General features: G+C 61.3%; 24 protein-coding genes. 2 read left to right on the top strand and 22 right to left on the bottom strand.

Annotated elements, in window-relative coordinates; all coding sequences use genetic code 11:
• Positions 1–157: 157 nt before the first annotated feature.
• The 8 genes from B5483_RS00240 to B5483_RS00200 form a co-directional block, all read right to left on the bottom strand.
• The gene (locus B5483_RS00240) at positions 158–2,560 is read right to left on the bottom strand and encodes a TonB-dependent receptor (protein ID WP_079729142.1); all 2,403 of its coding nucleotides are present in this window, start codon (positions 2,558–2,560) and stop codon (positions 158–160) included.
• Positions 2,561–3,330: 770 nt separating this feature from the next.
• Positions 3,331–4,194 (bottom strand): chromate transporter, encoded by an 864-nt coding sequence (locus B5483_RS00235; protein WP_342743622.1) that lies wholly within the window; start codon positions 4,192–4,194, stop codon positions 3,331–3,333.
• Entirely contained in the window at positions 4,191–4,610 is a 420-nt protein-coding gene (gene tnpA, locus B5483_RS00230) for an IS200/IS605 family transposase (protein WP_054944868.1), read from the bottom strand. The genes B5483_RS00235 and tnpA overlap by 4 nt, the downstream gene beginning before the upstream one ends.
• Positions 4,611–4,733: 123 nt before the next feature.
• Positions 4,734–5,228: a chromate transporter gene (locus B5483_RS00225; RefSeq protein ID WP_079729141.1), complete on the bottom strand. Its 495-nt coding sequence runs from the start codon at positions 5,226–5,228 to the stop codon at positions 4,734–4,736.
• A gap of 299 nt (positions 5,229–5,527) precedes the next feature.
• On the bottom strand, positions 5,528–5,728 hold the full coding sequence (locus B5483_RS00220) for a hypothetical protein (RefSeq protein ID WP_139383871.1): 201 nt from the start codon (positions 5,726–5,728) through the stop codon (positions 5,528–5,530).
• A gap of 139 nt (positions 5,729–5,867) precedes the next feature.
• Positions 5,868–7,073, bottom strand: a complete 1,206-nt coding sequence (locus B5483_RS00215) for a cation:proton antiporter (protein ID WP_079729813.1) — start codon at positions 7,071–7,073, stop codon at positions 5,868–5,870.
• A gap of 392 nt (positions 7,074–7,465) precedes the next feature.
• Positions 7,466–7,813 carry a hypothetical protein gene (locus B5483_RS00210; RefSeq protein WP_139383870.1) on the bottom strand — a complete coding sequence of 116 codons (348 nt, stop codon included), beginning with the start codon at positions 7,811–7,813 and terminating at the stop codon, positions 7,466–7,468.
• Between the two features lie 439 nt (positions 7,814–8,252).
• Positions 8,253–8,732 carry a hypothetical protein gene (locus B5483_RS00200; RefSeq protein WP_139383869.1) on the bottom strand — a complete coding sequence of 160 codons (480 nt, stop codon included), beginning with the start codon at positions 8,730–8,732 and terminating at the stop codon, positions 8,253–8,255.
• A 797-nt stretch (positions 8,733–9,529) separates the two neighbouring features.
• On the opposite strand from B5483_RS00200, the gene B5483_RS00195 reads away from it, so the two are divergent.
• Together B5483_RS00195 and B5483_RS00190 are read left to right on the top strand one after the other, a co-directional pair.
• Positions 9,530–9,802, top strand: coding sequence for an AbrB/MazE/SpoVT family DNA-binding domain-containing protein (locus B5483_RS00195; RefSeq protein WP_079729138.1), 273 nt, complete (start codon positions 9,530–9,532; stop codon positions 9,800–9,802).
• Positions 9,789–10,178, top strand: coding sequence for a type II toxin-antitoxin system VapC family toxin (locus B5483_RS00190; protein WP_079729137.1), 390 nt, complete (start codon positions 9,789–9,791; stop codon positions 10,176–10,178). The genes B5483_RS00195 and B5483_RS00190 overlap by 14 nt, the downstream gene beginning before the upstream one ends.
• 33 nt (positions 10,179–10,211) lie before the next feature.
• Here the strand turns inward: B5483_RS00190 and B5483_RS00185 are convergent, their stop codons facing one another.
• From B5483_RS00185 to B5483_RS00120, 14 genes are read right to left on the bottom strand one after another with little or no spacing between them, the layout of a single operon-like run.
• Complete coding sequence (locus tag B5483_RS00185) at positions 10,212–10,460, bottom strand: helix-turn-helix transcriptional regulator (RefSeq protein ID WP_245828767.1); 249 nt, start codon at positions 10,458–10,460, stop codon at positions 10,212–10,214.
• On the bottom strand, positions 10,457–10,798 hold the full coding sequence (locus B5483_RS00180; RefSeq protein ID WP_245828766.1) for a DUF736 domain-containing protein: 342 nt from the start codon (positions 10,796–10,798) through the stop codon (positions 10,457–10,459). The genes B5483_RS00185 and B5483_RS00180 overlap by 4 nt, the downstream gene beginning before the upstream one ends.
• Positions 10,798–11,019, bottom strand: a complete 222-nt coding sequence (locus B5483_RS00175) for a DUF2274 domain-containing protein (protein ID WP_079729135.1) — start codon at positions 11,017–11,019, stop codon at positions 10,798–10,800. The genes B5483_RS00180 and B5483_RS00175 overlap by 1 nt, the downstream gene beginning before the upstream one ends.
• Positions 11,020–11,033: 14 nt before the next feature.
• Complete coding sequence (locus B5483_RS00170) at positions 11,034–12,341, bottom strand: TraB/TrbI/VirB10 family type IV secretion system protein (RefSeq protein WP_079729134.1); 1,308 nt, start codon at positions 12,339–12,341, stop codon at positions 11,034–11,036.
• Positions 12,338–13,318, bottom strand: coding sequence for a P-type conjugative transfer protein TrbG (gene trbG / locus B5483_RS00165; protein ID WP_079729133.1), 981 nt, complete (start codon positions 13,316–13,318; stop codon positions 12,338–12,340). Before trbG ends, B5483_RS00170 begins: the two co-directional genes overlap by 4 nt.
• The gene (gene trbF, locus B5483_RS00160; RefSeq protein ID WP_079729132.1) at positions 13,315–14,142 is read right to left on the bottom strand and encodes a conjugal transfer protein TrbF; all 828 of its coding nucleotides are present in this window, start codon (positions 14,140–14,142) and stop codon (positions 13,315–13,317) included. The genes trbG and trbF overlap by 4 nt, the downstream gene beginning before the upstream one ends.
• Positions 14,143–14,147: 5 nt before the next feature.
• Positions 14,148–15,467, bottom strand: coding sequence for a P-type conjugative transfer protein TrbL (trbL, locus tag B5483_RS00155; protein ID WP_079729131.1), 1,320 nt, complete (start codon positions 15,465–15,467; stop codon positions 14,148–14,150).
• Positions 15,468–15,492: 25 nt separating this feature from the next.
• Positions 15,493–16,218, bottom strand: a complete 726-nt coding sequence (gene trbJ / locus B5483_RS00150) for a P-type conjugative transfer protein TrbJ (RefSeq protein ID WP_079729130.1) — start codon at positions 16,216–16,218, stop codon at positions 15,493–15,495.
• Positions 16,218–18,683, bottom strand: coding sequence for a conjugal transfer protein TrbE (gene trbE / locus B5483_RS00145; protein ID WP_079729129.1), 2,466 nt, complete (start codon positions 18,681–18,683; stop codon positions 16,218–16,220). The genes trbJ and trbE overlap by 1 nt, the downstream gene beginning before the upstream one ends.
• Positions 18,677–18,964, bottom strand: a complete 288-nt coding sequence (locus B5483_RS00140; protein WP_079729128.1) for a VirB3 family type IV secretion system protein — start codon at positions 18,962–18,964, stop codon at positions 18,677–18,679. Before B5483_RS00140 ends, trbE begins: the two co-directional genes overlap by 7 nt.
• Positions 18,964–19,296 (bottom strand): TrbC/VirB2 family type IV secretion system protein, encoded by a 333-nt coding sequence (locus B5483_RS00135; protein ID WP_079729127.1) that lies wholly within the window; start codon positions 19,294–19,296, stop codon positions 18,964–18,966. Before B5483_RS00135 ends, B5483_RS00140 begins: the two co-directional genes overlap by 1 nt.
• A 5-nt stretch (positions 19,297–19,301) precedes the next feature.
• Complete coding sequence (gene trbB, locus B5483_RS00130) at positions 19,302–20,279, bottom strand: P-type conjugative transfer ATPase TrbB (RefSeq protein ID WP_176167919.1); 978 nt, start codon at positions 20,277–20,279, stop codon at positions 19,302–19,304.
• Complete coding sequence (locus B5483_RS00125) at positions 20,276–20,680, bottom strand: ribbon-helix-helix domain-containing protein (RefSeq protein WP_079729126.1); 405 nt, start codon at positions 20,678–20,680, stop codon at positions 20,276–20,278. Before B5483_RS00125 ends, trbB begins: the two co-directional genes overlap by 4 nt.
• A 14-nt stretch (positions 20,681–20,694) precedes the next feature.
• Positions 20,695–22,749: a conjugal transfer protein TraG gene (locus B5483_RS00120; protein ID WP_079729125.1), complete on the bottom strand. Its 2,055-nt coding sequence runs from the start codon at positions 22,747–22,749 to the stop codon at positions 20,695–20,697.
• Between the last annotated feature and the right edge of the window lie 181 nt (positions 22,750–22,930).

Genomic DNA, 22,930 nt, shown 5'->3' with positions numbered 1-22,930 from the left:
ACAGTAGCCTGCCTCTGCCAACCACGGGCTACTGCGTGCATTGCGACACAGATCCACAGCGAAATTGCAACAAAGCTCCGATGCCGCTTGCGGCACCGGAGCCCTGTTGGAAGCAAAGTCCGCAAGAGCAGGACATCAAAGGATCATCTCGGCCCGGTTACTTCCTGACCGAAACCGTCAGGCCGATGGTCCGCGGACGGAACGTGCCCGAACGGAACCTCGGCGCATTGAGTGTGTCATGATAGAGGCTCAGAAGCGGCTGTTCGTTCGTCACGTTATTGACGAAAAGGCTGATATCCAGGTCCTTCTCTCCCAATGCGTCAAGGCGTGCGCCAAAACGCAGGTTCAACTGCGAAGTGGCGGGAGAACGCGGATAAGCCGGATCGTATAGCGGCGATTCGAAAACCGGCTTCTTGTTGTGGCTGGCGTAGCTGAAATCCGCGCGCGTATAGAGTTCGGCATTGCCGATCGGCCGGTTGTATTCGCCATTCAGCTGGACCGTCCAGGGCGCGACGCCAGGGAATGGCTCTCCGGCCGGGCGGATAATGCCAGGGACAGTGTCGCCCGTGCCATCAGGCACCAATCCGGTCACCGGCGTGGTGTAACGGGCATGGATATACGACACCGAGGCTCCGAGCGTCAGCCCTTCGGCGGGCTGCACACCCACTGACAGGTCAAAGCCGTCGATCTTGGCGGAACCCAGGTTGAGCGCAGTGTAGAGAGTGCACTGAGGGAGCGCGAACTGCGTCTGAACGTTCTTCCAGTCGACATGATAGGCCGAAGCATCGACCGAGAGCATCCCGCCAAAGAACTTGTTCTTGCTGCCTGCTTCATAGCTCCAGATCGAGTCCGGGTTGACCGTCAGCGTGGCGTAAGGATCGAACCCGATCGCCTGAGCGTCGGCCACGCAGTTGGCACCGACCGGAGGCGAGACACCGGCTCCCCGCACGCCCTTGGCCGCGTTGACATAGAACAGGTTATTGCGGTCTGCCTGGAACGATATGCCGAACTTCGGTGTCAGAGTGCGGCCGGTATTCTTCTCGGAAACAAGATTACCATCGGTGCTGTAAACCGGTCCCGCAGTCAGCCCTTCAAACTTGTAATTGGCAATGGTGTAGCGCAGTCCTGCCGTCAACTTGAGTCTGGGCAGGATCTCGTAATCCGCCTGACCAAAGAAGGCGGCCTGCCTGTCCCAGTGCCTGTTTCGCTGGAGAAGCGAATACTTGCCTTCATACAATTCAACGCCGAACACGTCCGTCAGAGAGGCGAAAGGCTCCTCACCGGCCTGATCCTGTGCGTAGTTGATGAGGTCCAGGATCCGCGGGTCGACGCCCACATATTGGTCCTGCACATACGACCGCTGGTAGAAGAACCCGGCGATCCAGTTGAATCGATCGTTCGAATTGTTGTTCTGCAACCGCAGTTCCTGCGTGAACGCGCGCTGCTTCGTGCGGCTCTGCGTCGTCGGCACATAGTCCTCAAAACCGGGAAGTGGAAACGGCCCATCGACAATGCCTGCATCGAACGCATAGGTAAGGGTCGTGTCGTCGCTCCCGGTCCGCGTCTTGCGATAGAAGTACGACGTGCCGGAAATGAGTGTCATACTGCCAAGGTCGAGCTGCATCTTCAGCGCAGGCAGAGTGAACCATTCCTTGTGCGGCTCAGAAATTGCATTCAGGCTATTCTTGAGATTGCCCGATGACAGCTTCGACGTTGCCACTTCGAAGCGCGAACTGTCCTTGATGTCCTGATCCTGATAGTAGATCGACGGGGTGATAGTGAAGCTGTCCGACAGCTTCGCCCCTACAGCAAGCCGCGCCGTGAAATTGTTCTCGCTGTTGGTGTCCTTCTTGGACAGCTGCTTGGTAGCGCGGTCGAGCCGGTCAACATAACCACCGTCGTGACGATACCAGACGCTGGCACGAAAACCGACCTTGTCCTGGACGATCGGCGCGCCGCCCGCGATACCGGCCTCGTAACTCTCACTGCCATGCTCGGTGGTGGCTATCTCGCTGCGGGCATAGACGCCCACATCGCTGTAATTGGGTTCCGGCATGATGAACCGGATCGCGCCGCCAACGGAACCGCTGCCGAAAAGCGTGCCCTGGGGGCCACGCAGAACCTCGACGCGCTGAAGATCGAAAACCTGCGGATAAGGGTTGCTGAGCGAGGGGCTTACGCCGACGCGGGTCTGCACGGGCGTGTCGTCGATATAGACGCCGGTGGTCGGAATACCCGACGTCGAACTGATGCCACGAATGGCAATCGAGCTCTGCCCGGTGCCGTAAAGGATAGCGGATTGACCGAAGGTGATGCCCGGAGTGATCTGGGCAATGTCCTTCACGGACCGCACACCTTGCTTGTCCAGTTCGATCTGACTCTTGGCGACAACGCTGAGCGGCACCTTGCTCAAACTCTCTGACTTGCGGGTCGCAGTGACCACGATTTCGCCAGGCATTGCAGCGTCATTGCCATCGGCTGCCTGCGCGTCCTGGGCATGGGCATGCCCGGCAAACAGGATCAGCGGAAGTACCGTGCCTGAGGCCAGGACAGCCTTCATGCGACGGGCAATTCGGTTAGCATGATTGTCGCTCAACGTGAGCCTCCCTTTATCTGTATATTCGAATTAGCGTTCTATTTATATCCGACCCGCTCGCGGTCAATCCTCGCGCCTTCCTCCCGAGGAAGGCACGAACATCCGGCATTCACGGCGAATCATTATATGCATTTGCATATTTCAGGTTTGAACTAAATTCAATCCAAAGTTTGAAATACCCCCCTTCCCGAGATCCCATCTTGCCCTCGAGAGGCAAAAGTCTCGACTTCAGAAATTCCCGTCAGCGCATCGCGTGATGCCTGCCTGCGTTCGCTCAGCATTGAACCCGTACCATCGCCCCCGCTGACCGCCTTCATTCTCGCCTCGATAGCCGCAGCGCTGGGACCGATCCCGCTTGTCCCGGGCATGATTCTGACGAGGCGGATTGCAGTAAGGCGTCGAGGTCGGAGCCGATGCTCGACCGTCAGAAGCTGCCAATCCGATGTGACAGCTGGCAATAGGTAGCTCTGCCAATGAACGGCCGACCTTATAAGTAACCAATTGCCACTGCAGTTACGACAAGGGCACGCAGGAACAGGTCCCGCTCGACCCATCCCTGCCGATCAGAATTCGATTTTCACTCCTCAGCTGCAAACCGGCCGATTCGCCATTCCGCATGCGCAAGTCGGCCACAAAAGGATCGGCAGCTTTCAAAATACGATCGGGGACAACTGCCGTTCCGCTGACGCCGCCGACACATACGCCGCGAGCTTGCGCATTCCATGCACGCTCACTTAGAGCTGTGCCAGCAGCAGGCCCCCAATCCCGGCTATGATCAGCACTTTGATCACATTCATTTTTAAACGAAATATGAGAATACCCGACAGCGCAGCCAGCAAGGCGGCCCGCCAGTCAAAGCTTGCCCAATCTGGTAGAACAAACCGCAGAAAGCCAAAACGTTGCTCGTTCACGATGGTGAATATGACGTGGATCAGAAACCAAATCGAAAGATTGGCGATGACACCTACGACTGCTGCAGTGAGGGCTGCCAGGCCGCCCTTAAGCCGTTTCGCGTGTTCCAGACGCTCAATCCATGGTGCTAATGCGAAGATCCACAAAAAGCAGGGGGCAAAGGTCACCCATGTGGTGAGCGTGGCGCCCAGCAGGCCGGCGATCATCGGGCTGAAAGGTTCCGGAGCGCGGAAGGCAGCAAGGAACCCGACATACTGGGTCACCATGATCAGTGGCCCCGGCGTCGTCTCGGCAAGGCCCAGGCCGTCCGCCATTTCGCCCGCCGACAACCATCCATGTGCCTGCACAGCTTCCTGAGCCATATAGGCCAGCACTGCGTACGCCCCACCGAAGGTCACAACTGCGAGTTGAGAAAAGAATTCTCCGATCCGCCAAAGCACGTGGTCCGGCCCCACCGTGAGAAAGACGAACGCCATAGGTGCGACCCAGATCACTCCCCAAAGGCAGACCGCCCGAAAAGATTTACCCCAGGGTCGCGGCGCGATGGAAACGCTGTCGTTGCCTGTCTTCAAGGCGAGTAGCTCGGCTCGCCAAGCGGCGACCACCATGCCGATTGCGCCAGACCCGAGGACCACGAGCGGGAAAGGAAGACTGAACGACTGGCCGGCTGACGCCGGCAGGTTCACGGGCCGGGGCTGAAGCCATCCTTGTGGGTATGGCGATCCAGATAACGCATGATTACGTCATCGGTGATGTTGCCAGACGTGGTCGAGAAGTAACCGCGTTGCCAGAAGCGTTGCCCCCAGTAGCGCTTACGAATGTGTTCAAACTCCTGTTGAATCTTTCGGGAGGAACGTCCTTTGGCGCGGCGGACGAAATCGCTGACCGAGATATGTGGCGGGATCTCGACAAACATGTGGACATGATCGCGTGATAGGGCGCCGTTGATGATCGTTACTCCCATCTCAGCGCAGACTTGGCGAATGATCTCGCGCACACGAAGACGCACTTCGCCGTGCAGCACCTTGAACCGATATTTCGGCGCCCAAACCAAGTGGAAACGGTGATGAAATGTCGTATGGCAGCCGGTAGAATATCCCATAGCAGGGGTCCTCGGAAAAGTGAGACGTCACGCCTTCGGCGGTCTCACTTTTCCGAGGACCCCTGCTATTGAGCGAGTCTGGGGCTGAAGCCAACATCCGACTGGAAGTCGGAGGGGTTGCTCCTAAAGCGGGACGCTAAAGAAGAAAAGCGCGATGAACGCTGCTATTGCCAGAATCCGCTTCACCGGTGTGTTGAGGGCGCGCCCGGCAATACGGATCAGTGCCTGCGCAACGATCGCAACCACCGCCGCCTTGATGCCGAGAAAGAGCGCGGCAAACCAGAAGAGGTGTGCGGCATAGGCATAAAGGACCGATAGGCCGAAAATGACAAAAGCACCCGGCAGTATGAACAGCAGGCCAGCCGATAATCCTCCGCGCACGCCATGAAGCTTCCAGCCGATCCAGGTCGCCAGTTGCTGGGCCTCAGGGCCGGGGAGCAAATGGCAGAAGTTCAGGGCATGAAGGTATTGTTCTTCGCTTACCCATATCCGCTCCTCCACGAGTTCGCGGTGCATGAGTGCGATCTGTCCGGCTGGACCGCCGAAGCTAAGGAACCCAATGCGGGCGAATACGCGAAGAAGCTCGGAGAATTCGGGTTCAGGCGTCGATACCGTCATTGAAACCAATGCCTTTCCATCCGCGATAGCACGGACAATCAAGGCAACACTTGGGCGGCAGCGCCTGATCGGGAGGTTGCGAGGTCCCGATGTGAATTGTCTAACAGCGTCGCCAGCGTTCTGCCAAGGGCAATTCAACGGGCGGAGGCATCATTGCTCTTGCGACCGACTTTTGCCGAAAGAGCCAACGAGATTCTCTTGAAAAACTGGCCGTTTCACACACGCCGAGGCGACTCCTCGATCGCCAATCTTCCGGCTGCCCGTATCGTCTGGATAAGACAGAAGACAACCAGATCGCCTCAGGTCATCGCCCCGAGCAGCACGGGTTGTGATCCCGCGGCGATCATCGCCAGGGTGAGCACGATCGAGACCATCCGCGGTTCGGTAGTGCCTGGACAGGCTTGGGACAGCTGCACCTCGCCACGCCCCGGACCCGGAAGAATGGCGCGAATAGAAAGAAGAAGATAGCGTTCCAGCGCCACCAGCGCGACTTCCGTCAAGATGTCCGACCCCATCCAGTTCGGCATCCATGCGCCGAGAATCAGCCTCGACAGCGCTGTTCAGGATACTCGCAAAGCACTGCCGAGGCACTCGCCGGGAGGTCTGGAACCTTGGCGGTCATCCAGCCCGCCTGGCATTTCACTCGTCTCCCGGCGTGCCAAGCCGCGCCATCCGCGGCTTGGTCATCGGAACGGTCAGCATCGTCGAGCCGACCGCCATGAGCAGGAGCGCAGTGAACGTCTCGGAGGTGACGATCTCGCGGTCGAGCAGCACGTTGACGAAGATGATCATGATCAGCGCCTTTGTCTGGAGCATCCACCCGATCAGCGATGCCTCGCCCTTCCTCCAGCCAAGCAGGCGCCCCGCGAGGTGCACGCCCGCGAGCTTGCCCGCGACCGACGCAACGAGGAACAGCAGCGCGGCGCCGATCACCACGGCGGCGCCCATGCCTCCGCCGACGCCGAAATCGGTGCGCAGGCCGGTGCTGAGGAAGAACACCGGCATCACCGCCAAAAGCAGGAACTCGCGGAACTGGTCGAGCTTCTCCCGGGCAAACCAGTGCGCGTCTAGGACGACACCGGCGAGGAAGGCACCGACCATGAAGTGCAGCCCTGACCAGTCTGCCGCGAAGCCCACCGCGGCAAGCCAGATCAACGAGAGATACCAGCGGTCCTGCTCGGGCATCCGACGGAAAAGAGCGCGGATCGCGAACGCCGCGACCGCGAAGGCTACGAGAAAGAGGCCCTGGCGCCCCATCCGCTCCCAGTCGACGAGGATCAGCGCAAGCACACCCCAGATCGCGATGTCGTCGAGGCTGGCGTAGCGCAGCATCCGCTGGCCAAGCGGCCTGCGGAAGATGCCGAGCTTTTCCATTAGCAGTACAAGGATCGGCAGCGCGGTGACGGCGCAGGCCATGCCGATGCCGAGCACCGCCTGGGCATAAGTGCCGCGCGGTCCGATCCAGCCAGGCATGCGCAACAACAGCGCGGCGGCGAGAGCGCCGAAAGCCAGCGGAGTCAGCAATGCGCAGGCGGCGGTGATCGAGGTCTCGCGACGGTGCGTCCAGGCGTCAGAGAGGTCGAGTTCGAGACCGGCGACGAAGACGAACATCATCACCGCCCACCAGGCGACGCCGTTGAGCGCGCCCATGACCTGCGGGTTGAACACGAATGCATGGGTTGCGGGGAATTGCGCGCCGAGCACGCCGGGACCGAGCAGGATGCCGCCGACGATCTGGACCACGACGAGCGGTGCCCAGTACTCGGTTCGCAGGAGGCGCCAGACGAGATAGGGCACGCCGAGGATCGCAGTCAGCGCGATCAGATAGATTTCCGAAGTGCCCATGGCGGCCATGCCGTTACCTCTGCCCCGATCAGTTTCGTCGAGTCATGCGGCCCATGCCCAAGGCCTGTAAATTACGCTTCCAGGCGACGCGTTAGATAATTGTGGATTGGATAGATGATCGAGACCCGTCCTAGCTGGAGCCTTTCAACGCGAGCAACTGCTGCTCACCTCCAATCTCGGCCATTGGTGCCAGCGGAACAGATCGCCACTTTCAGCTGCTGAGCGATTTGCGACCGGCATCGGGGAAGCGGGCGTGCTGTATCCCGGATCGTCAAAAATGATCACTGAAGGTTGTAAGGGGCACGTTGAAGACTGGCTGCGTTTGGAGGAATCAAATTGAAAGCGCTCCGGCGGTTGTCGCCGAGAATAACCGTCAATGGTTCAAGATCACATCAATGGCTGATCTTCGCAAGCGAGACCCTGGCGCACCATCTTTCGTAGCAGAAGCTCTGAAGCCCCGTGTCCTGATCTGCGGCGAATTGTATGGCTGCCGTCGCGACCGACTGGACCTCCACCGTGTGTGGAGTGACCCCGACGCGCGACAGTTGACTGCTGACGGAATTCTGCAACTGCCCTCGATCAAGCCGCGTGCGCCCCGTATCCACGGTCAATACGACTTCGGGCACGATCGCGCCTTGCATGTTCTGTGCGCGCGCAAGCGTAATTTCGAAACCGCTTGCATGCGCGCTCGCGCCAGTGGGAATGGCGATTGCCAGGGCAATCAATGTGAAATGCTTCATCCTTTACCTCGTCCCCTGCACGACAACCCAACAGTTGGAGCCCTGACGCATCTGTTCTTCGACCGCCTAACGGCGTCAACCTTGATCCCTGCTTACCGTCAAGATCAGCCATTTCAACGCTTAAGCAAAAAGCGTCTATGAAGCTGGCGTATCCGGTAAGTCAGCAAATAGCCTAACCGTTCGAACGAGCCAGGACTTTGGTTAGGCCAAAGTGCTTGGTGGCAACGAACTCATCGTAGTCACCTGGAAGCTTGCCAAGGCCTGCCCAACGGAACCCAGGCGCCAATTCTCGTATCGCGTCCTGTGCGGAGAAGAGCGTAGCCATAATGTGCTGCACTGCTCGGACCCTTGACTGGTCTTCCACGGCACCTCCTCCAATTCTGTGTGAATTGCCCCATCGCCAGTCAAAAGACAGCGAACAGGGCAATTTGAAAATTCGTTACTTCGCAGGGATCGCGTTCTGCGATGCTGCCGGTGTTGATGCCGCAGATGCCTGAACCGGAACGTCGATAACTTGCAGCTGCGAAGCAACAGGACGGAAGGCAATATCCTCGTCGAGGAAGCCCTTCACGCCCGCGCCGCTTGCTATGAACGCACTCGTACCGGTGGTGAAGAAGCCTGCAATGGGAACAAGGGCAACAGCTGCGACAACGCCACCTGTGCCTGTTACACCTTTGTCGTCAAAATTGCCGGTCAAACGAATGTGACGGTCTCCCAATCTCAAGGAGACTACGCGGGCACCAATGTATCCCGACTTACCCCACATTCCTTTGTTTCGAACCTCGGTTATCTCTCCAATCGCAGGAGTTCCCGAGGGGATCACCACGACCCCATTCGACGTAACATTTTCTGACACTTCCATTTGGAAGCGCTGACCCACGCGAAGCTTCTTTTTCTTTGTGGTCAGTTCTTCCCTCATGATGAGGGGTATCTCTGTCCCGGCCCGAAGGACATTAACCTGCTGCACAGGCGCCAAGACAGCAACCGGAGCTTGTGGGGCCTCTTGAACCTGGCCACGCAACGTTCCTGTTGACTGTACAGTTGCAGCAGGTTCCTGCCCCAAGGCTGGCGAGGCCGCCAGAGCGACACAAATCAGGGCCCCGTAAAGCGATACCTTCATTGGATTATTCCCCCTTTTTCGCGGCATAACGAATCACCGCAATCGAGAGGTAGCACTACAAGAACTTTCTCAGCGCCAAGAACTGATACAATTCAGAAATTTAATCATTTTCAGAAAAGCATGTCCTCACTTTGCACGATCCATCGGCGTTCGAAGGAACAATACTTGTGCTTTGATTAAGACGACGATGCTCTTGCGCGCCTACTCAAAGGCAAAAAAGGCATCACTTGTTGGGCGTTACGTTGAGTGAAGCCATCATATCATCGGCAATATGCTGAATCTTAACAGCAATTTACAGTGATTGGCGGAGCGGGAGGGATTCGAACTCAGCCTGTAAGTGGCTGATTTGAAAGCTGTCCGAAATCACAACCGTCAAGCCGATCCACGTTTGGAACCACGAGACATTCTTCTTTGAAAAACTGAAGCTTAGAGGCTCAGTTCGACGGACGGGATGGTAATCGAACCCACGATGTTTTCCAAACGGATTTTGCGATCCGCCTGCCGGCTTCCAAGGCTGGACGACCATGCTCGGCAGCCCCTTGCCCACGCCAGCAAATATAACTATCTTACTTACGTCTTACTTTTGGAGAATCGGCATGGGCGTGCAAGAGCGGTTGACGACCGTTGTTTCAACAAAGGGACAAGTGATCTTGCCCAAAGCCATTCGCGACCTGCGGCACTGGCCTGCCGGAACGCGGCTGACCGTCGAAGATACGCCCGATGGAGTTCTGCTGAAGCCCGTGCCAGCCTTTCCCGAAACCAGCATCGATACGCTGTTTGGTTCCCTGCATCATGAAGGCCCAGCCCTGTCGATCGAAGATATGAACGCGGCAATCGCGCGCGAGGCGAAGCGCCGTGCGCGCGATTGATACAAATATCATCGTCCGCTTCCTGACCGCCGACGACGAAAAGCAGGCCAGGGCCGCCCGCACCGCGATCGAAAGCGGGGATATTTTCGTGCCCATGACGGTAATGCTGGAGAGCGAATGGGTCTTGCGCAGCGGATATGGGTTCACGGCCGATCAGATTGCGAACGGACTGCGCGGTCTGGCCGGACTGCCGGCCGTTACCGTGGAGGAGCCCCTGCTGCTTGCGCAGGCATTGGACTGGATGCGCGAGGGCATGGATTTCGCCGATGCCCTCCATCTGGCGAAATCCGATGGATGCTCTGCCTTCCTGACCTTCGACCGCAAGCTCATGAAGGCCGCGAAGGGGCGCTCGCCTGTAACAGTGGCAGCGCCCTGAGCGGAAACGCTGTCGATCCGATCGGCGGAAGCCTCACCAGAATTTGCGTCGCTTACCCTCGAACCCATCCTTCACCTCGGCGATCCAGGCCACGATCTCATGCTCGCTCCAGCGAGAAGCGAAGGGCGAGATTTTATAAGGCGCAGGGAAACGTCCTTCACTTATCAGCCGATAGATCATGGACTTGCCAAGGCCCACCCGACGGCTGACCTCTTCCATTTTCAGGAGCCGTTCGGGCGGATCGGTGAATTCCGCCCTTTCTGGCATATGCGTCTCTTTCATCCGGCCGTGTCCGAATGGAAATTCGTGCGTTCCGGTGGCAGCACCAGATGCGCCGTCAGCCCTTCGGCATCGGGGAACAGCATGGCGCTGATCGGATAGAACGGATCATCGATCCGAACGCGCAGATATTCGCGCGGCGGTTCGCTATGCGACGTTCGCTCCCAGGCATCGCCAATGTGGTGCCAGCCCAACATGACACGGAACGATGGCGCCCGGTCGCTCACGCGGTCGTCATTGGGCACGAGACGGATCTGACGCTGGATGGCGAGCGTGCTGATCTCGCCTTCCCATCCGCCCTGCTTCGACCGCTTGAACCGGCCGATAATCCTCCTGCGCATCATGTGCCGGCCTCCATCTCCTTGCGGGCCTTGGCAAATGCGCGGTCGCTGGCGAGGAAGGTTTCGAGCATGGCGGGAATGAGGTCCGCTACCTCGGCTTTGTCGGCATAGGTGCGGTTGTAGAGCGCCGCATAGTCGGCAAGCGCATGAGCAATGTCCGGTGTGACGGTGATGCCGATCTTGACCGGTGTACGATCGGGCAGTTTTGCGAGTTTGAGCACGGAACATCTCCTTGTTAGCGAGCGTCACCCCAGGGCCGAAGTTGAATGTCCTTGTGAACGATCACACGAAGCGGCCAGCCGGGACGGACGGTGATGGTGGGCTGGATGTTGAGGTTCCTGGAAACGATCTGCTGACCGGCCTGATTGGCGGACTGCTGGGTGGATTGCCGGATCGCGCGGACAAGATCGCTTTCATCGCTGCCAAGCGACAATTCGGTTCCGACGCCAAGCAGGGTCGACAGTGCGACTCCCTTGAGCAGGCGCCAGGTGTGGAAGTCCACCTTGTCGGACAGGCCAGCATAGCCCGCCGCGTCGGTCGCCGGGAGATTGTCGATCTGAATGGAACTGCCATCGGACAGAATGATCCGCTGCCAGACCAGCAGCGCGCGGCTTTGACCGAAGGCGACGACGCTGTCGTAGCTGCCGATCAGGCGCGAGCCCTGCGGGATCAGCAGTATCCGACCCGTCACGGTGTCGAAAACCGGCTCCGTCACCTGCGCCACCACCATGCCCGGAAGGTCGGAATTGAGACCGGTGATGAGGCTGGCGGCAATCACGCTCCCCGCCATGATCTGATAAGGTGACGCCGGGGTCTGGAGGGCATGGGCGTTATAGATGCCGCTGGACGATTGTTGTCCGATGAAGTCCAGCTTGCGCTGCTGCGCGTTCTGGTCTCGATCAGGATCGAGCGCGAGATGGCCAGCCTGCTCGTTTTCGGTTGCCGGCGTAATGCTGGCCGTGGCCGCGCCATCGCTGCCGGTTGCCATCGAAACGCCTGCGGCCCACCCTGACGATTGCACCATCACACCTGCCTCGCGCGCCTGATGGGCCTGCGCGGCAATACGCTGGCGTTCGGCTTCGGCGGCCTGTTCTGCCGCTGTCATACCTTGCGGCGCGGCCGCCGGATCGGATGGTATCGCTCCCTCGGCTGCAAGCTCGCGCTGACGGTCGAGGATCGGCTTGCCGAGGTCACCGGGAAGCGGATCGCCAAGGATCGGGGTGGTTGGTGTCACCTTGCTGTAGTCGCCGGGCAGGTTGGCGACAGCGTCGGCGGGCGTCCGCCGGTCGGTGATCGCTTTGTCTTCGGATGGGACGATCTGGAGGGTCTTCGGCCCCAGCGCCATCCAGGCGGTGCCAGCAATGGCAAGTGATGCCACCGCCGCACCGCCAACGATTACGCCGCGCCGAAAGCGCACCACCCGGCGCGGTGCGGCCCGAAGGACAAGCTTCTCGGGAGCGACCTTGCCGGTTCCCGCGGTGCTGGATGGGGCTGCCTGGGTGGCGGCATCGGGCGCAGCCATATCGACAGGCGGCTCGCTCATTTGCTTGCCCTCCTAGCCTGACCATCGGTGCGGCTGATCCGCACGACGGCCTGAGGATTCTCGCCTAGTCGCAATTCTGCCGCGCCAAACAGCCGATCGACGATATAGTGATTGCCACTGACCCGGTAGTTGACGAGCTGGCTCTGCCCCAGCGGCCCCACCACAAACAGCGGTGGCGCCTCGCCCTGATCGAGCCGCGCGGGAAACTCGATATAGACCTTGTTGCCGTCATCCCATGCGCGGACCGGACGCCATGGCGGATTGCCGCCCGTGATCTTGTAGCGGAACTTGAGATTGGTGAGCGTCACGCCGTCGGCGATGGGCTTTGCCTGTTCGGCACGGATGTTCTGGCGCTGCAAGGCGACGAGCCGGTCCTGTGGATAGGTCCACGAGATTGCTGCCATGGCGGTCTTGTCGGTGCTTTCGAGCGCCAGATGATACGCCCGCCGATCGGTGGTAATGACCATGTTCGTGACAAGACCTGGGGCAAAGGGTTTGACCAGCACATGCACGCGCGTGTCCTCGCCGGCACCGCTGCTGGTATCGCCGATGACCCAGCGCACCGTGTCGCCTGCCGATACGGCCACGAGCTTCTCACCGGGCTGCAACGCGATGTCACTGACCCGCTCCGGCGCGGCGTAGAGGCGGTATAGTGCGCCTTCGGTCCAGGGATAGACCTGCACCGCATTGATATAGCCCGCGCTCGACGGCTCTCGCATCGCCGCCCGGTTAGCGGCCTCCACTCTTGCGGTCGGCAGGCCGGTATCGCGACTGACGGTTGGCCGGGGCAGAAGCTGACCCGGCAGCGGCAGCGGAACCGGCGTCTGCACGATCTCGACGGGTTTCGGCGGTTCGGCCTCCAATATAGCAGGCTGGAACTGCGCGCTATCGAGCGCGATCGCGGGTGGCGGCGTTTTTCCGGCGCAGGCCGTGGCGAGCGCCAGCAGCGGCACGCTCAGTGCGACATTCCGGATCATGGATGGTTTCCTTTCTTTTCGGAAGTGGATGGGGTGATGCTCGGCGTCGGCTCTGATGCGACCGGAACTGCGTTCGAAATCGTCGGGCTGAATGGAGGTGGCTCCCGTGAGGAGGATGCGTCTCGCGGTTGGGATGGCTGGCCGTCCAGTTCTCGCGCCCAGTCGATCGCGTTGACGAACAGCCCGAGCGGATTCTTGCGGAGCGCATCGGCCGTCTTGGGCGGTTGCATCACCACGGTGAGCATAGCGGTCCAATGCTCGGTCTTCGCAAGGCCGCCGCGCTCGTAGATGCTCTCGGTCCATTTGACCTGAAAGCTGCTGTCAGACGCACGCACCACGCTGGTCACCTGCACCGAAACGCTGCGCTGACCGATCCCGGCGAAGGGGTCGTTGGAGCGGGCATATTCATTGAGGAATATCGCAGCGCGGTCGGTGGCGAAGTCGTAGGCGGCGAGCCAGTTCGTCTTCACCAGCACCGGATCGGTCGAAACGGAACGGACATGGGTGATGAAACGCGCCAGATGCCATGCGACCTGTCCGTCGGTCGGCTTGTAATTCTGAATCGCCGGCGCGACCGAGCGAGCCTCGCCCAAGCGGTCCACCTCGACCACATAAGGTGCGACACGGGCCTGCATCGACTGCCAGACATTCGATGCGATGAGGATTCCGGTCAGACCGAGACAGGAGAAGGCGACAAGCCGCCAGTTCCGCGCCTGTACGCGCGCCGAACCGATACGCTCGTCCCAAAGTTGGCCGGCGCGTTGATAGGGGGATTCAGGCTGGGGCGTGACCCCATAGCGCTGGATCGATCGTTTGAAGATCATGGGGTTCACTCCTTTTCGCTGAGGTCGGGATTGGCTCCGCCGCCGGGCCGGTCGCCATCCTTGACGGCCTGCACGGCCATGTGGCGGTGATGACGCGCTGTCTGCTGCGCGTGCAGATTGCGCGCCCATGCCGGAGCTGGATCGGATGGAGTTGCGCCGCTGGACGGAGCGGAGGGCACCGGCGATGTGCGGCCGGCAGTCCATGCGGCTTGGCTACCCTTCGCCGCGCTTTCCCGGATCGGACCGACAATGCGCGAGGTCGCGGCTTTGACGTTTTGCGCCGCCGCGCCGCCAGCAGCCGTGGCGATACCGCCGAGGCCAGCACCAACGCTGGCGCTGCCGGACGTTTCCTGGCCGAGCCTGTAGGCACTGGAGGCGGCCGATCCCATTGCAGTGCCGGCTCGAATCGCGCCCATGCCGCTGCGTCCCGCCAGCATCGCACCACGCGTCCCCAGCACGGCCGCACCTCCCGTCATGATCGCCGCGCCCGCCATCGTGCCGACGGCAGCGCCAGCGCCAAGCTGCGGCGCGCCGGAAACGAGGCCCGATGCGATGCCCGGGCCGAAGATGCCGAGGCCGAACAGGGTCAGCGCCCCCATAAGCAGCGTCAGGGCCTCGGCGATCTCGGGATCGCTGCCCAACAGTGTCGTCATCTGGTCGAAGAGATTGGTGCCGATGCCGATGATGACGGCCAGCACCATGACCTTGATGCCCGACGACACGACATTGCCCAGCACTCGTTCGGCGAGGAAGCTGGTCTTGTTCCAGAGGGCAAAGGGCACGAGGACGAACCCCGCGAGCGCCGTCAGCTTGAATTCGAGGATGATGATGAAGAGCTGGATGGCAAGGATGAAGAAGGCCAGCACCACCAACAACCAGCAGATAAGCAGCACTGCGATCGACAGGAAATTGCCGAAGAAATCCGGGAAGCCCGAAAGTTCGGACACCTTCTCAAGCAAGGGATGCGCTGCCTCGAACCCGGTGCCGGCGATCGCGCCGGGGTGCATGAGGTCGTCGGCCGACACGCCCCCGCCGCCCGCCGTGATGCCGAGACCGGAGAAACTGCGGAAGATGATCTCGGCGAGCGTATTGAAGTTGCCGATGATGAAGGCGAAGGCCCCGACATAGAGGACTTTCTTGATGAGCTTGCCGAGCACATCCTGATCGCTCTCCATTGCCCACCACAGCGCGGCGAGGGTCACATCGATGCCGATCAGCACCGTGGTGAGAAATGCCACATCGCCCGACAACAGGCCGAAACCGGAATCGATGTAGCTGATGAAGGCTTCGAGGAAGCTGTCGATGATGTTGAGGTCGGGGTTCATGGCCGGGCCGCCTTTATGGATGCCGTCAGTTGCGCGTGTAGATCCGGGCCGAGCCGATGAAGCGCTTCGTGCGCTCGCGTGCGACTTCCATGGCCTGCTGCTGGCGCGCACGTTCGAGCGCATCGGCGCGATATTGCGCCGCCATCATCTGCTGGATCTGGAACTGCTGCTTGGTGCTGAGCGCGATGAGCTGGTTGGTCGCTTGTGCAGCCTGCAGGCTGCCGGTCGCCGACTGGCTCTGCGTGACGAGTTCGCCGAGCAACTCGGCATCGGCCCCGATATTCTCGACCACCTGGGCCTGCACGCGCATCGTCTGACGATAGCCCTGCATCGAGGCCTGAAAGCGGGCACGGGCCTGCGTGACGATCTCATTGGTGGAAAGCGCGGTATCGAACACGGCGGGGAACTGCTGGCGTAATGCCTCGTCGGTCGAGGCGAGGTCGAAGGCGATGCCCTCGGCCTGGTTCATCAGCGTACCGATCCGCTGCATCGAGCGGGTGATCTGCGTGAGCGAGGAGAAATCGAGGCGCTGGAGATGCTTGGTCATGTTGGTCAGCATCGACGCCTGGTTCTGAAGCGCCTGAATCTGGTTGTTGATCTGTTGTAGCGTACGAGCTGCGGTCAGCACGTTCTGCGCGTAGTTCGACGGATCGAACACCACGATGGCGTGCGCCGGGGCGACGGGCACGATCACGGCGGTTGTGATCATCGATGTCACGGCCAGAAATGCGGCGAATGGGCGGAATTTCATCACAATAGCTCCTTCTGCTGGGGGGTGATGGGTTCGGTCCCGGTGCGCTGCGCACCGGGAAAGTCAGCGATCAGTTCCGAAGCCCAGGAAAAGCCGCGTGCTTCGAGAAAGGCCGCGAGGAAGCCGTCAGCGCCTTCGCTGCGCAGCAGGGCGTCGATCAGGTTTTGGGTTTCGGGATCGGATGCGCCGCATAGACAGAGCGCGATGGGGCCAAGGGCGAGTTCGAACAGGCGATTGCCGCGCCGCGATTGCAGATAATAATGCCGCTTCGGCGTGGCGCGGGCGATCAATTCGATCTGCCGGTCGTTGAGACCGAACCGCTCATAGGCGGCGCGACCCTGCGGCTCGATCGCGCGATCGTTCGCGAGGAAGATGCGTTGCGGGCAGGATTCGATGATCGCCGGGGCAATGCTGCTGTCGGCAATGTCGGCGAGCGACTGGGTGGCGAACACCACACTGACATTCTTCTTGCGGAGAACCTTCAGCCATTCGCGGATGCGCTGGGCGAACAGCGGGTTGTCTAGAAGCACCCAGGCTTCGTCGAGAATGAGAAGCGTGGGCAGCCCGTCGAAGCGCTCTTCGAGCCGGTGGAACAGATAGGTCAGCACCGGCAGAACGACGCCGGCACTGTGCATCAGCGTCTCTGTCTCGAAGCATTGCACGTCGGAGAGCGCGAGGCTGTTTTCGGCGGCGTCGAGCAGCCTGCCGAACGGGCCTTCGAGCGTATAGGGCATCAGCGCCGCTTTGAGCGCATTGGATTGGAGCAGCACCGAAAGGCCCGTCAGCGTCCGTTCCTCGGGCGGAGCGCTGGCAAGGCTGCTAAGCGCGGACCAGAGGGCTTCCTTGATCTCCGGCGTGACGTCGATCCGCTCATGGGCGAGCAGCGCGCCGATCCATTCAGCGGCCCATGCTCGCTCGGCGTCATCGTCGATATTCCGCAAGGGCTGGAACGCCAGCGCGTCGCTTGTCCCAAGGGCATGATGTTCGCCGCCCATCGCCAGCACGGCGGCGCGCGCCGACAGCCCCTTGTCGAAGATATAGACCTGTGACCCGGCGTATCGACGAAATTGCAGGGCAAGCAGCGCAAGCAGAACGGACTTGCCCGCGCCGGTTGGGCCGACGATCAACATATGTCCCACGTCGCTGACATGGGTGGACAGGCGAAACGGTGTCGATCCGCTCGTCTCGGCATAAAGCAAGGGTGGCCCGGCCAAGTGATCGTTGCGCGCCGGGCCTGCCCACACCGACGACAACGGCATCAGGTGGGACAGGTTCAGCGTATGGACCAGCGGCTGCCGGACGTTGGCATAGACATGGCCGGGCAGCGACCCCAGCCAGGCTTCGACCGCATTGACGCTCTCGCGGATGCAGGTGAAGCCCAGGCCATTGACGATACGCTCGACGATGCGAACCTTTTCATCGGCCGCAGCGCGATCCTTGTCCGACACCGTGATGGTGGCCGTGTAGTAACCGAATGCCACATGATCGCCGCCCAAAGCCTGAAGCGCGAGATCGGCATCGGCAACCTTGTTGTCGGCATCGCTGTCGGTGAGCGGAACCGGCTCGTTCATCATCACCTCGCGCATAAGCTGCGCGATGGACTTCCTTTTGTTGAACCATTGCCGCCGAATGCGGGTTAGCGCCTTGTTCGCGGCGGTCTTGTCCAGTGCGATGAAGCGGGTAGCCCAGCGATAGGCAAAACCCTGATGGTTGAGCGCGTCGAGAATGCCGGGCCGGGTCGCGTTGGGGAATCCCAGCATCGTGACGGTGCGAAGATGGGCTTCGCCCAGCATCGGTTCGATCCCGCCCGATAGCGGCGTATCGACCAGCAGGGCGTCGAGATACATCGGTGTTTCCGGCACCACGACGGGATGGCGTCCTGCGGAAATGCGGCCGTGGAGGAAAGTTAGCGTTTCAGCGTCGTCCAACGCGCGGACCTCGGCCATGAAACCTGAAAGCAAGTCCAGAACCCGGTCGGTCTCGGCGATGAAACCGCGCAGTTCCTGTCGCCAATCGCGATCCTGTTGCGGTGTCTCGCGTTCGAGCAGCGCCCGTTCGGCGCGGCTCACCTGATCGGCGGGCGGCAGGTAGCAGAGGGTCAAATGATAGCGGCTCTCGAAATGCTGACCCCGCCTCCCATCGAAATGCGCGCGCCGTTCCTCGTCCACGAGCCAGGACGCGGGATCGGGAAAGACGCTGCCGGGATAGCCCAGCGCCTCAATACGTTCGGCATCGAAGAACAGCGCCCAGCCCGATCCCAGACGCCGCAGTGCATTGTTCGCCCGCGCGCAGACCGAAACCAACTCAGCTTCGGTCGCCGACTCCAGATCGGGACCACGGAAGCGGAGTGTGCGCTGGAAGCTTCCATCCTTGTTCAGCACCACGCCCTTGGCCACCAACGCGGCCCAAGGGAGATGATCGGCAAGGCGATCGGCACCATTGCGGTATTCACGCAGGTTCAGCATGAGAGGTAGACCTTCTGTCGGAGGTGACGGGCGATAACGGGTGCGAAATCCGGATCGCGTTTCGCCGCGAACACCGCGAGGCTGTGCCCGGCGAGCCAGAGCAAAAGCCCCGCGATCCATTGCTGGAGACCCAGCCCCATCGCGGCGGCTAGTGTGCCGTTGAGGATCGCGATCCCGCGCGGCGCACCCCCAAGCAGGATCGGTTCGGTGAGCGCGCGGTGCAGCGGCACCTCGAAACCTTCGATGTGCTCACCGGCCGCGATGGACTTGGCCCCGGCCATCAGACCAGCGCTCCGCCGCCAAAGCTGAAGAAGGACAGGAAGAAGCTGGACGCGGCAAAGGCGATCGACAGGCCGAAGACGATCTGGATCAGCTTGCGGAAACCGCCAGAGGTTTCGCCGAAGGCGAGCGCCAAGCCGGTCGAGATAATGATGATGACGGCGACGATCTTGGCGACTGGGCCTTGCACCGATTCCAGAACCTGTTGCAGCGGTTCTTCCCACGGCATGCCGGACCCGGCGGCCATCGCGGAGATGGGCAAGAGCAGCGTCGCGGTGGCGAGCAGCAACTTGTTGGGCAAGTGGCGGACGAAGGACGCATTGGGGGCGTACATGGGATTCAATCTCCTGTGCTGTGGGGGATGATGAGGTCGGTGACGGCGAAATCGCCGTCGGCATCGAGTCCGCCCACCTCGGCAACGGTCTCGACCCTGCGGCCGGTGCCCCGGCCGGAGATGAACACGATCATGTCGATGGCTTCGGCGATCAGCCGTCGCGGCACAGTGATGACGCACTCGGCAACAAGCTGCTCGATACGGTAAAGCGCGGAGCGCGCGCTGTTGGCATGAACCGTGGCGATCCCGCCCGGATGACCGGTGTTCCAGGCCTTGAGCATGTCCAGCGCCTCGCCGCCCCGGACCTCGCCGACGATGATGCGATCGGGGCGCAGACGCAGCGTCGAACGCACCAGGTCAGCCATCGTCACAACGCCTGGCCGGGTGCGCAGCGCCACCGTGTCAGGCGCGGCGCATTGCAGCTCGCGCGTGTCCTCAATGATGATGACGCGCTCGTCGAGCGTCGCCATCTCGGCCAGCAAGGCGTTCGCCAGCGTGGTCTTGCCTGAAGACGTACCGCCCGCGACTAGGATGTTCTTGCGCTCGACTACCGCCATAGACAGCGCCAGCGCGACTTCGGCGCGCATAATGCCGCCCGTCACATAGTCCATCAGTGTGTGGATGCGCGCGGCCGGCTTGCGGATGGAAAAGCAAGGTGCGGCCGACACCGGCGGCAATAGCCCTTCGAACCGCTCCCCGCCTTCCGGCAGTTCGGCGCTGATGATCGGCGCGCCGGCATGGACCTCGGCGCGGATGTTTGAGGCTACCAGCCGGATGATGCGTTCAGCCTCCGCCGGTTCCACCCGCACTTCCGTATCCACACGGCCTTCGCCCAGCAGATCGAGCCGGAGCGAACCGTCCGGATTGACCATGATCTCGAGGACGCGCGGGTCGGAAAGCGCAGCGGCAATCGCCGGTCCCATCGCAGTGCGCAGCATCGCCCGGCGACGGCCTTGGGCGGTCAGATTGACACCACCGCTCATTGTCCGCCTCCGTTATCGGAAGGCGTGGAAGCGATGGACCGACCGGCGGCGAGTTGCCGCCCTACCTGATCGACGAAGCGGCGGAAGCGTTCGCGTCCGACCGCCTGCGCGGCCTTGTCGGCATCGGGCAGCGGCGCGGTTACGGTGAGCTGGTAGCGCACGAACAGCGACAGGGTTTCGAGCAGCACCAGGCTGTCGCGCTCGATCCGGCCAAGCTGGGTGCTGATCCGGTCGAGCCGGGTCTTGAGCAGGTCGTCCACTTCGCGCGTCGCGCGTCGATTGAGATAATCGCGCAGCGCGTCGGCGACGATCGCGGACTTGGACGTGCCGGGCTTCGATCCCAGTCGCTCCAGTTGGGCGGTCAGATCATCGTCGAGGTAGAGGTGATGGCGGGGCTTCATCGTGCCGACCTCCGTCAGAAGCTCGGCAGGAGGTCGTCGCCGCGATCGGCTTCATTCATGGCATGAGCACGCTGCACGCTGCGCAGACCGCGCAGGCGATCCATGGTCTGCCGATCGGAGCCCGCGTCACTCTCGTCCTCGATGCCCGTAAGCACCTCACGATCCGGCTCTGCGGGCTGAACGCTCTGTTCCTCCGGCAAGCCGGGGTGGCGCTGCTGCTGCAAGCCGCCCTCGGCTTCATCATCGAGGGTCGCGCCTTCTTCATCAGCGGCGGGGATCAGCCCATCATGCAGACCGCGAATTTCGCCACCCCAGTCGTCGGGGCGCGGATCGGGCCGGTCAGCATAAGCCGCGTCGCCGTCGTCATTACGACCGAGATCGGGCGCGGGCAGTACGCGCGAGGTGAAATTGCGGTCTTGATAATAACGCAGCTTCTTCGCCCGGATCGGCGCAAGGCCAGACACCAGTACCAATTCGTCGGCGGGCGGGAGCTGCATTACCTCTCCCGGCGTCAACAGTGGGCGCGCCGTTTCCTGCCGTGACACCATGACGTGGCTGAGCCAGGGGGCGAGCCGGTGTCCGGCATAGTTGCGCTGAGCACGCAATTCGGTCGCTGTGCCGAGCGCGTCGCTGATACGCTTCGCCGTGCGCTCGTCGTTGCAGCTGAACGCTATGCGGACATGACAGTTGTCGAGAATGGCGTTGTTCTCGCCATAGGCCTTGCTGATCTGGTTGAGGCTCTGCGCGATCAGGTAGGCCCGGATGCCGTAGCCCGCCATGAAGGCCAGCGCCGTCTCGAAGAAGTCGAGTCGCCCGAGTGCCGGAAACTCGTCGAGCATCATCAGCAATTGATGCTTGCGACTTTTCTTCGGGTCGCCCTCCAGTCGTTCGGTCAGGCGGCGGCCGATCTGGTTGAGGACAAGGCGGACCAGCGGCTTGGTCCGCGAAATGTCGGACGGCGGAATGACCAGATAGAGCGATACCGGCGATTTGGCATCGACAAGATCGGCGATACGCCAGTCGCATGCGGCCGTGTTCCGCGCCACAATTGGATCGCGATAAAGTCCAAGGAATGACATGGCGGTGGATAGGACGCCGGAGCGTTCATTCTCCGATTTGTTCAGCACTTCGCGCGCCGCTGACGCAACGACCGGGTGGACCTTCGGATGCTCCTTGGTACCCAGATGATTGGTTGCCATCATCCGCCGCAGCGTGTGAGCGAAGGATCGCTGCGGATCGGACAGGAAGGTCGCTACCCGCGCGAGGGTCTTTTCTTCCTCGGCATAGAGGACATGAAGTATCGCCCCTACCAAGAGGCTGTGCGAGGTCTTTTCCCAATGCGAGCGACGTTCGAGCGCGCCTTCGGGATCGACGAGGATATCCGCGATATTCTGGACATCGCGCACCTCGTCGGGGCCTTTGCGCACCTCCAACAGCGGGTTGTAGCGGGTGGAACGCGGATCGGTCGGATTGAACAACAGGCAATGCGAGAATCGCGAGCGCCAACCTGCAGTGAGCTGCCAGTTCTCGCCCTTGATATCATGCACGACGACGCTGCCGGTCCAGGACAGCAGCGATGGCACAACAAGACCAACGCCCTTGCCCGACCGCGTTGGCGCGAAGGCCATGACATGCTCCGGGCCGTCATGGCGCAGATAGTCCCCGCGATAGCGGCCAAGGAATACACCGGCGGGGCCAAACAGCCCGGCTTTTGCGATTTCGGTACGCGAAGCCCAGCGGGAGGAACCATAAGTAGTGACGTGACGGTTCTGTCGCGCCCGCCAGAGCGAACCGGCGATCGCCGACGCGCAACCGAGAAAGCCGCTGGCCCCCGCCAGCGCACCGGCCTTGTCGAAGACCTGGGGTGCATAAGCTTCGTAGTGATACCACCAGGCGAAAAGCTGCCAGGGCCGATAAATCGGAATACCGAAGGCAACCGCCCAAGGCGTCCCAAGCTGCGCCTGATAGCCGAGCATGGATGCGGCCCACTGAGTAGCGGCCCACACGCCCAATATCACGATGGCAAAAACGACGAATATCTGCCCGACAAGCAGCTTGGTAGGGGTCATGGCATTGGCTCCGACTCGCGGGCCGCGACAGGCGGCACGAAGAGGGCCAAAGCTGGATCAGATCAGCGGAAGGGCGTTACGTCGGTTACACCCTGCCAAACCCGCTGAAGGCACGGTCTCGGATGCCGCCGAGCGGACATTGGTTGCCGCCCGCGCTATCCTGTATTGCAAAATGCAATAC

It is taken from the genome of Novosphingobium mathurense, from assembly GCF_900168325.1.
Taxonomy (GTDB): Bacteria; Pseudomonadota; Alphaproteobacteria; order Sphingomonadales; family Sphingomonadaceae; genus Novosphingobium; species Novosphingobium mathurense.
The sequence above is the reverse complement of the archived record's forward strand: the minus strand, read 5'-3'. Positions and strand labels throughout refer to the sequence as shown.

Excerpts from the sequence above, each read along its gene's own strand:
- B5483_RS00240 (WP_079729142.1), bottom strand. The coding sequence starts at position 2,560 with ATGAAGGCTGTCCTGGCCTCAGGCACGGTACTTCCGCTGATCCTGTTT.
- tnpA (WP_054944868.1), bottom strand. The coding sequence starts at position 4,610 with ATGGGATATTCTACCGGCTGCCATACGACATTTCATCACCGTTTCCAC.
- B5483_RS00225 (WP_079729141.1), bottom strand. The coding sequence starts at position 5,228 with ATGACGGTATCGACGCCTGAACCCGAATTCTCCGAGCTTCTTCGCGTA.
- B5483_RS00215 (WP_079729813.1), bottom strand. The coding sequence starts at position 7,073 with ATGGGCACTTCGGAAATCTATCTGATCGCGCTGACTGCGATCCTCGGC.
- B5483_RS00210 (WP_139383870.1), bottom strand. The coding sequence starts at position 7,813 with ATGAAGCATTTCACATTGATTGCCCTGGCAATCGCCATTCCCACTGGC.
- B5483_RS00200 (WP_139383869.1), bottom strand. The coding sequence starts at position 8,732 with ATGAGGGAAGAACTGACCACAAAGAAAAAGAAGCTTCGCGTGGGTCAG.
- B5483_RS00195 (WP_079729138.1), top strand. The coding sequence starts at position 9,530 with ATGGGCGTGCAAGAGCGGTTGACGACCGTTGTTTCAACAAAGGGACAA.
- B5483_RS00185 (WP_245828767.1), bottom strand. The coding sequence starts at position 10,460 with ATGAAAGAGACGCATATGCCAGAAAGGGCGGAATTCACCGATCCGCCC.
- B5483_RS00180 (WP_245828766.1), bottom strand. The coding sequence starts at position 10,798 with ATGCGCAGGAGGATTATCGGCCGGTTCAAGCGGTCGAAGCAGGGCGGA.
- B5483_RS00170 (WP_079729134.1), bottom strand. The coding sequence starts at position 12,341 with ATGAGCGAGCCGCCTGTCGATATGGCTGCGCCCGATGCCGCCACCCAG.
- trbG (WP_079729133.1), bottom strand. The coding sequence starts at position 13,318 with ATGATCCGGAATGTCGCACTGAGCGTGCCGCTGCTGGCGCTCGCCACG.
- trbF (WP_079729132.1), bottom strand. The coding sequence starts at position 14,142 with ATGATCTTCAAACGATCGATCCAGCGCTATGGGGTCACGCCCCAGCCT.
- trbL (WP_079729131.1), bottom strand. The coding sequence starts at position 15,467 with ATGAACCCCGACCTCAACATCATCGACAGCTTCCTCGAAGCCTTCATC.
- trbJ (WP_079729130.1), bottom strand. The coding sequence starts at position 16,218 with ATGAAATTCCGCCCATTCGCCGCATTTCTGGCCGTGACATCGATGATC.
- trbE (WP_079729129.1), bottom strand. The coding sequence starts at position 18,683 with ATGCTGAACCTGCGTGAATACCGCAATGGTGCCGATCGCCTTGCCGAT.
- B5483_RS00140 (WP_079729128.1), bottom strand. The coding sequence starts at position 18,964 with ATGGCCGGGGCCAAGTCCATCGCGGCCGGTGAGCACATCGAAGGTTTC.
- B5483_RS00135 (WP_079729127.1), bottom strand. The coding sequence starts at position 19,296 with ATGTACGCCCCCAATGCGTCCTTCGTCCGCCACTTGCCCAACAAGTTG.
- trbB (WP_176167919.1), bottom strand. The coding sequence starts at position 20,279 with ATGAGCGGTGGTGTCAATCTGACCGCCCAAGGCCGTCGCCGGGCGATG.
- B5483_RS00125 (WP_079729126.1), bottom strand. The coding sequence starts at position 20,680 with ATGAAGCCCCGCCATCACCTCTACCTCGACGATGATCTGACCGCCCAA.
- B5483_RS00120 (WP_079729125.1), bottom strand. The coding sequence starts at position 22,749 with ATGACCCCTACCAAGCTGCTTGTCGGGCAGATATTCGTCGTTTTTGCC.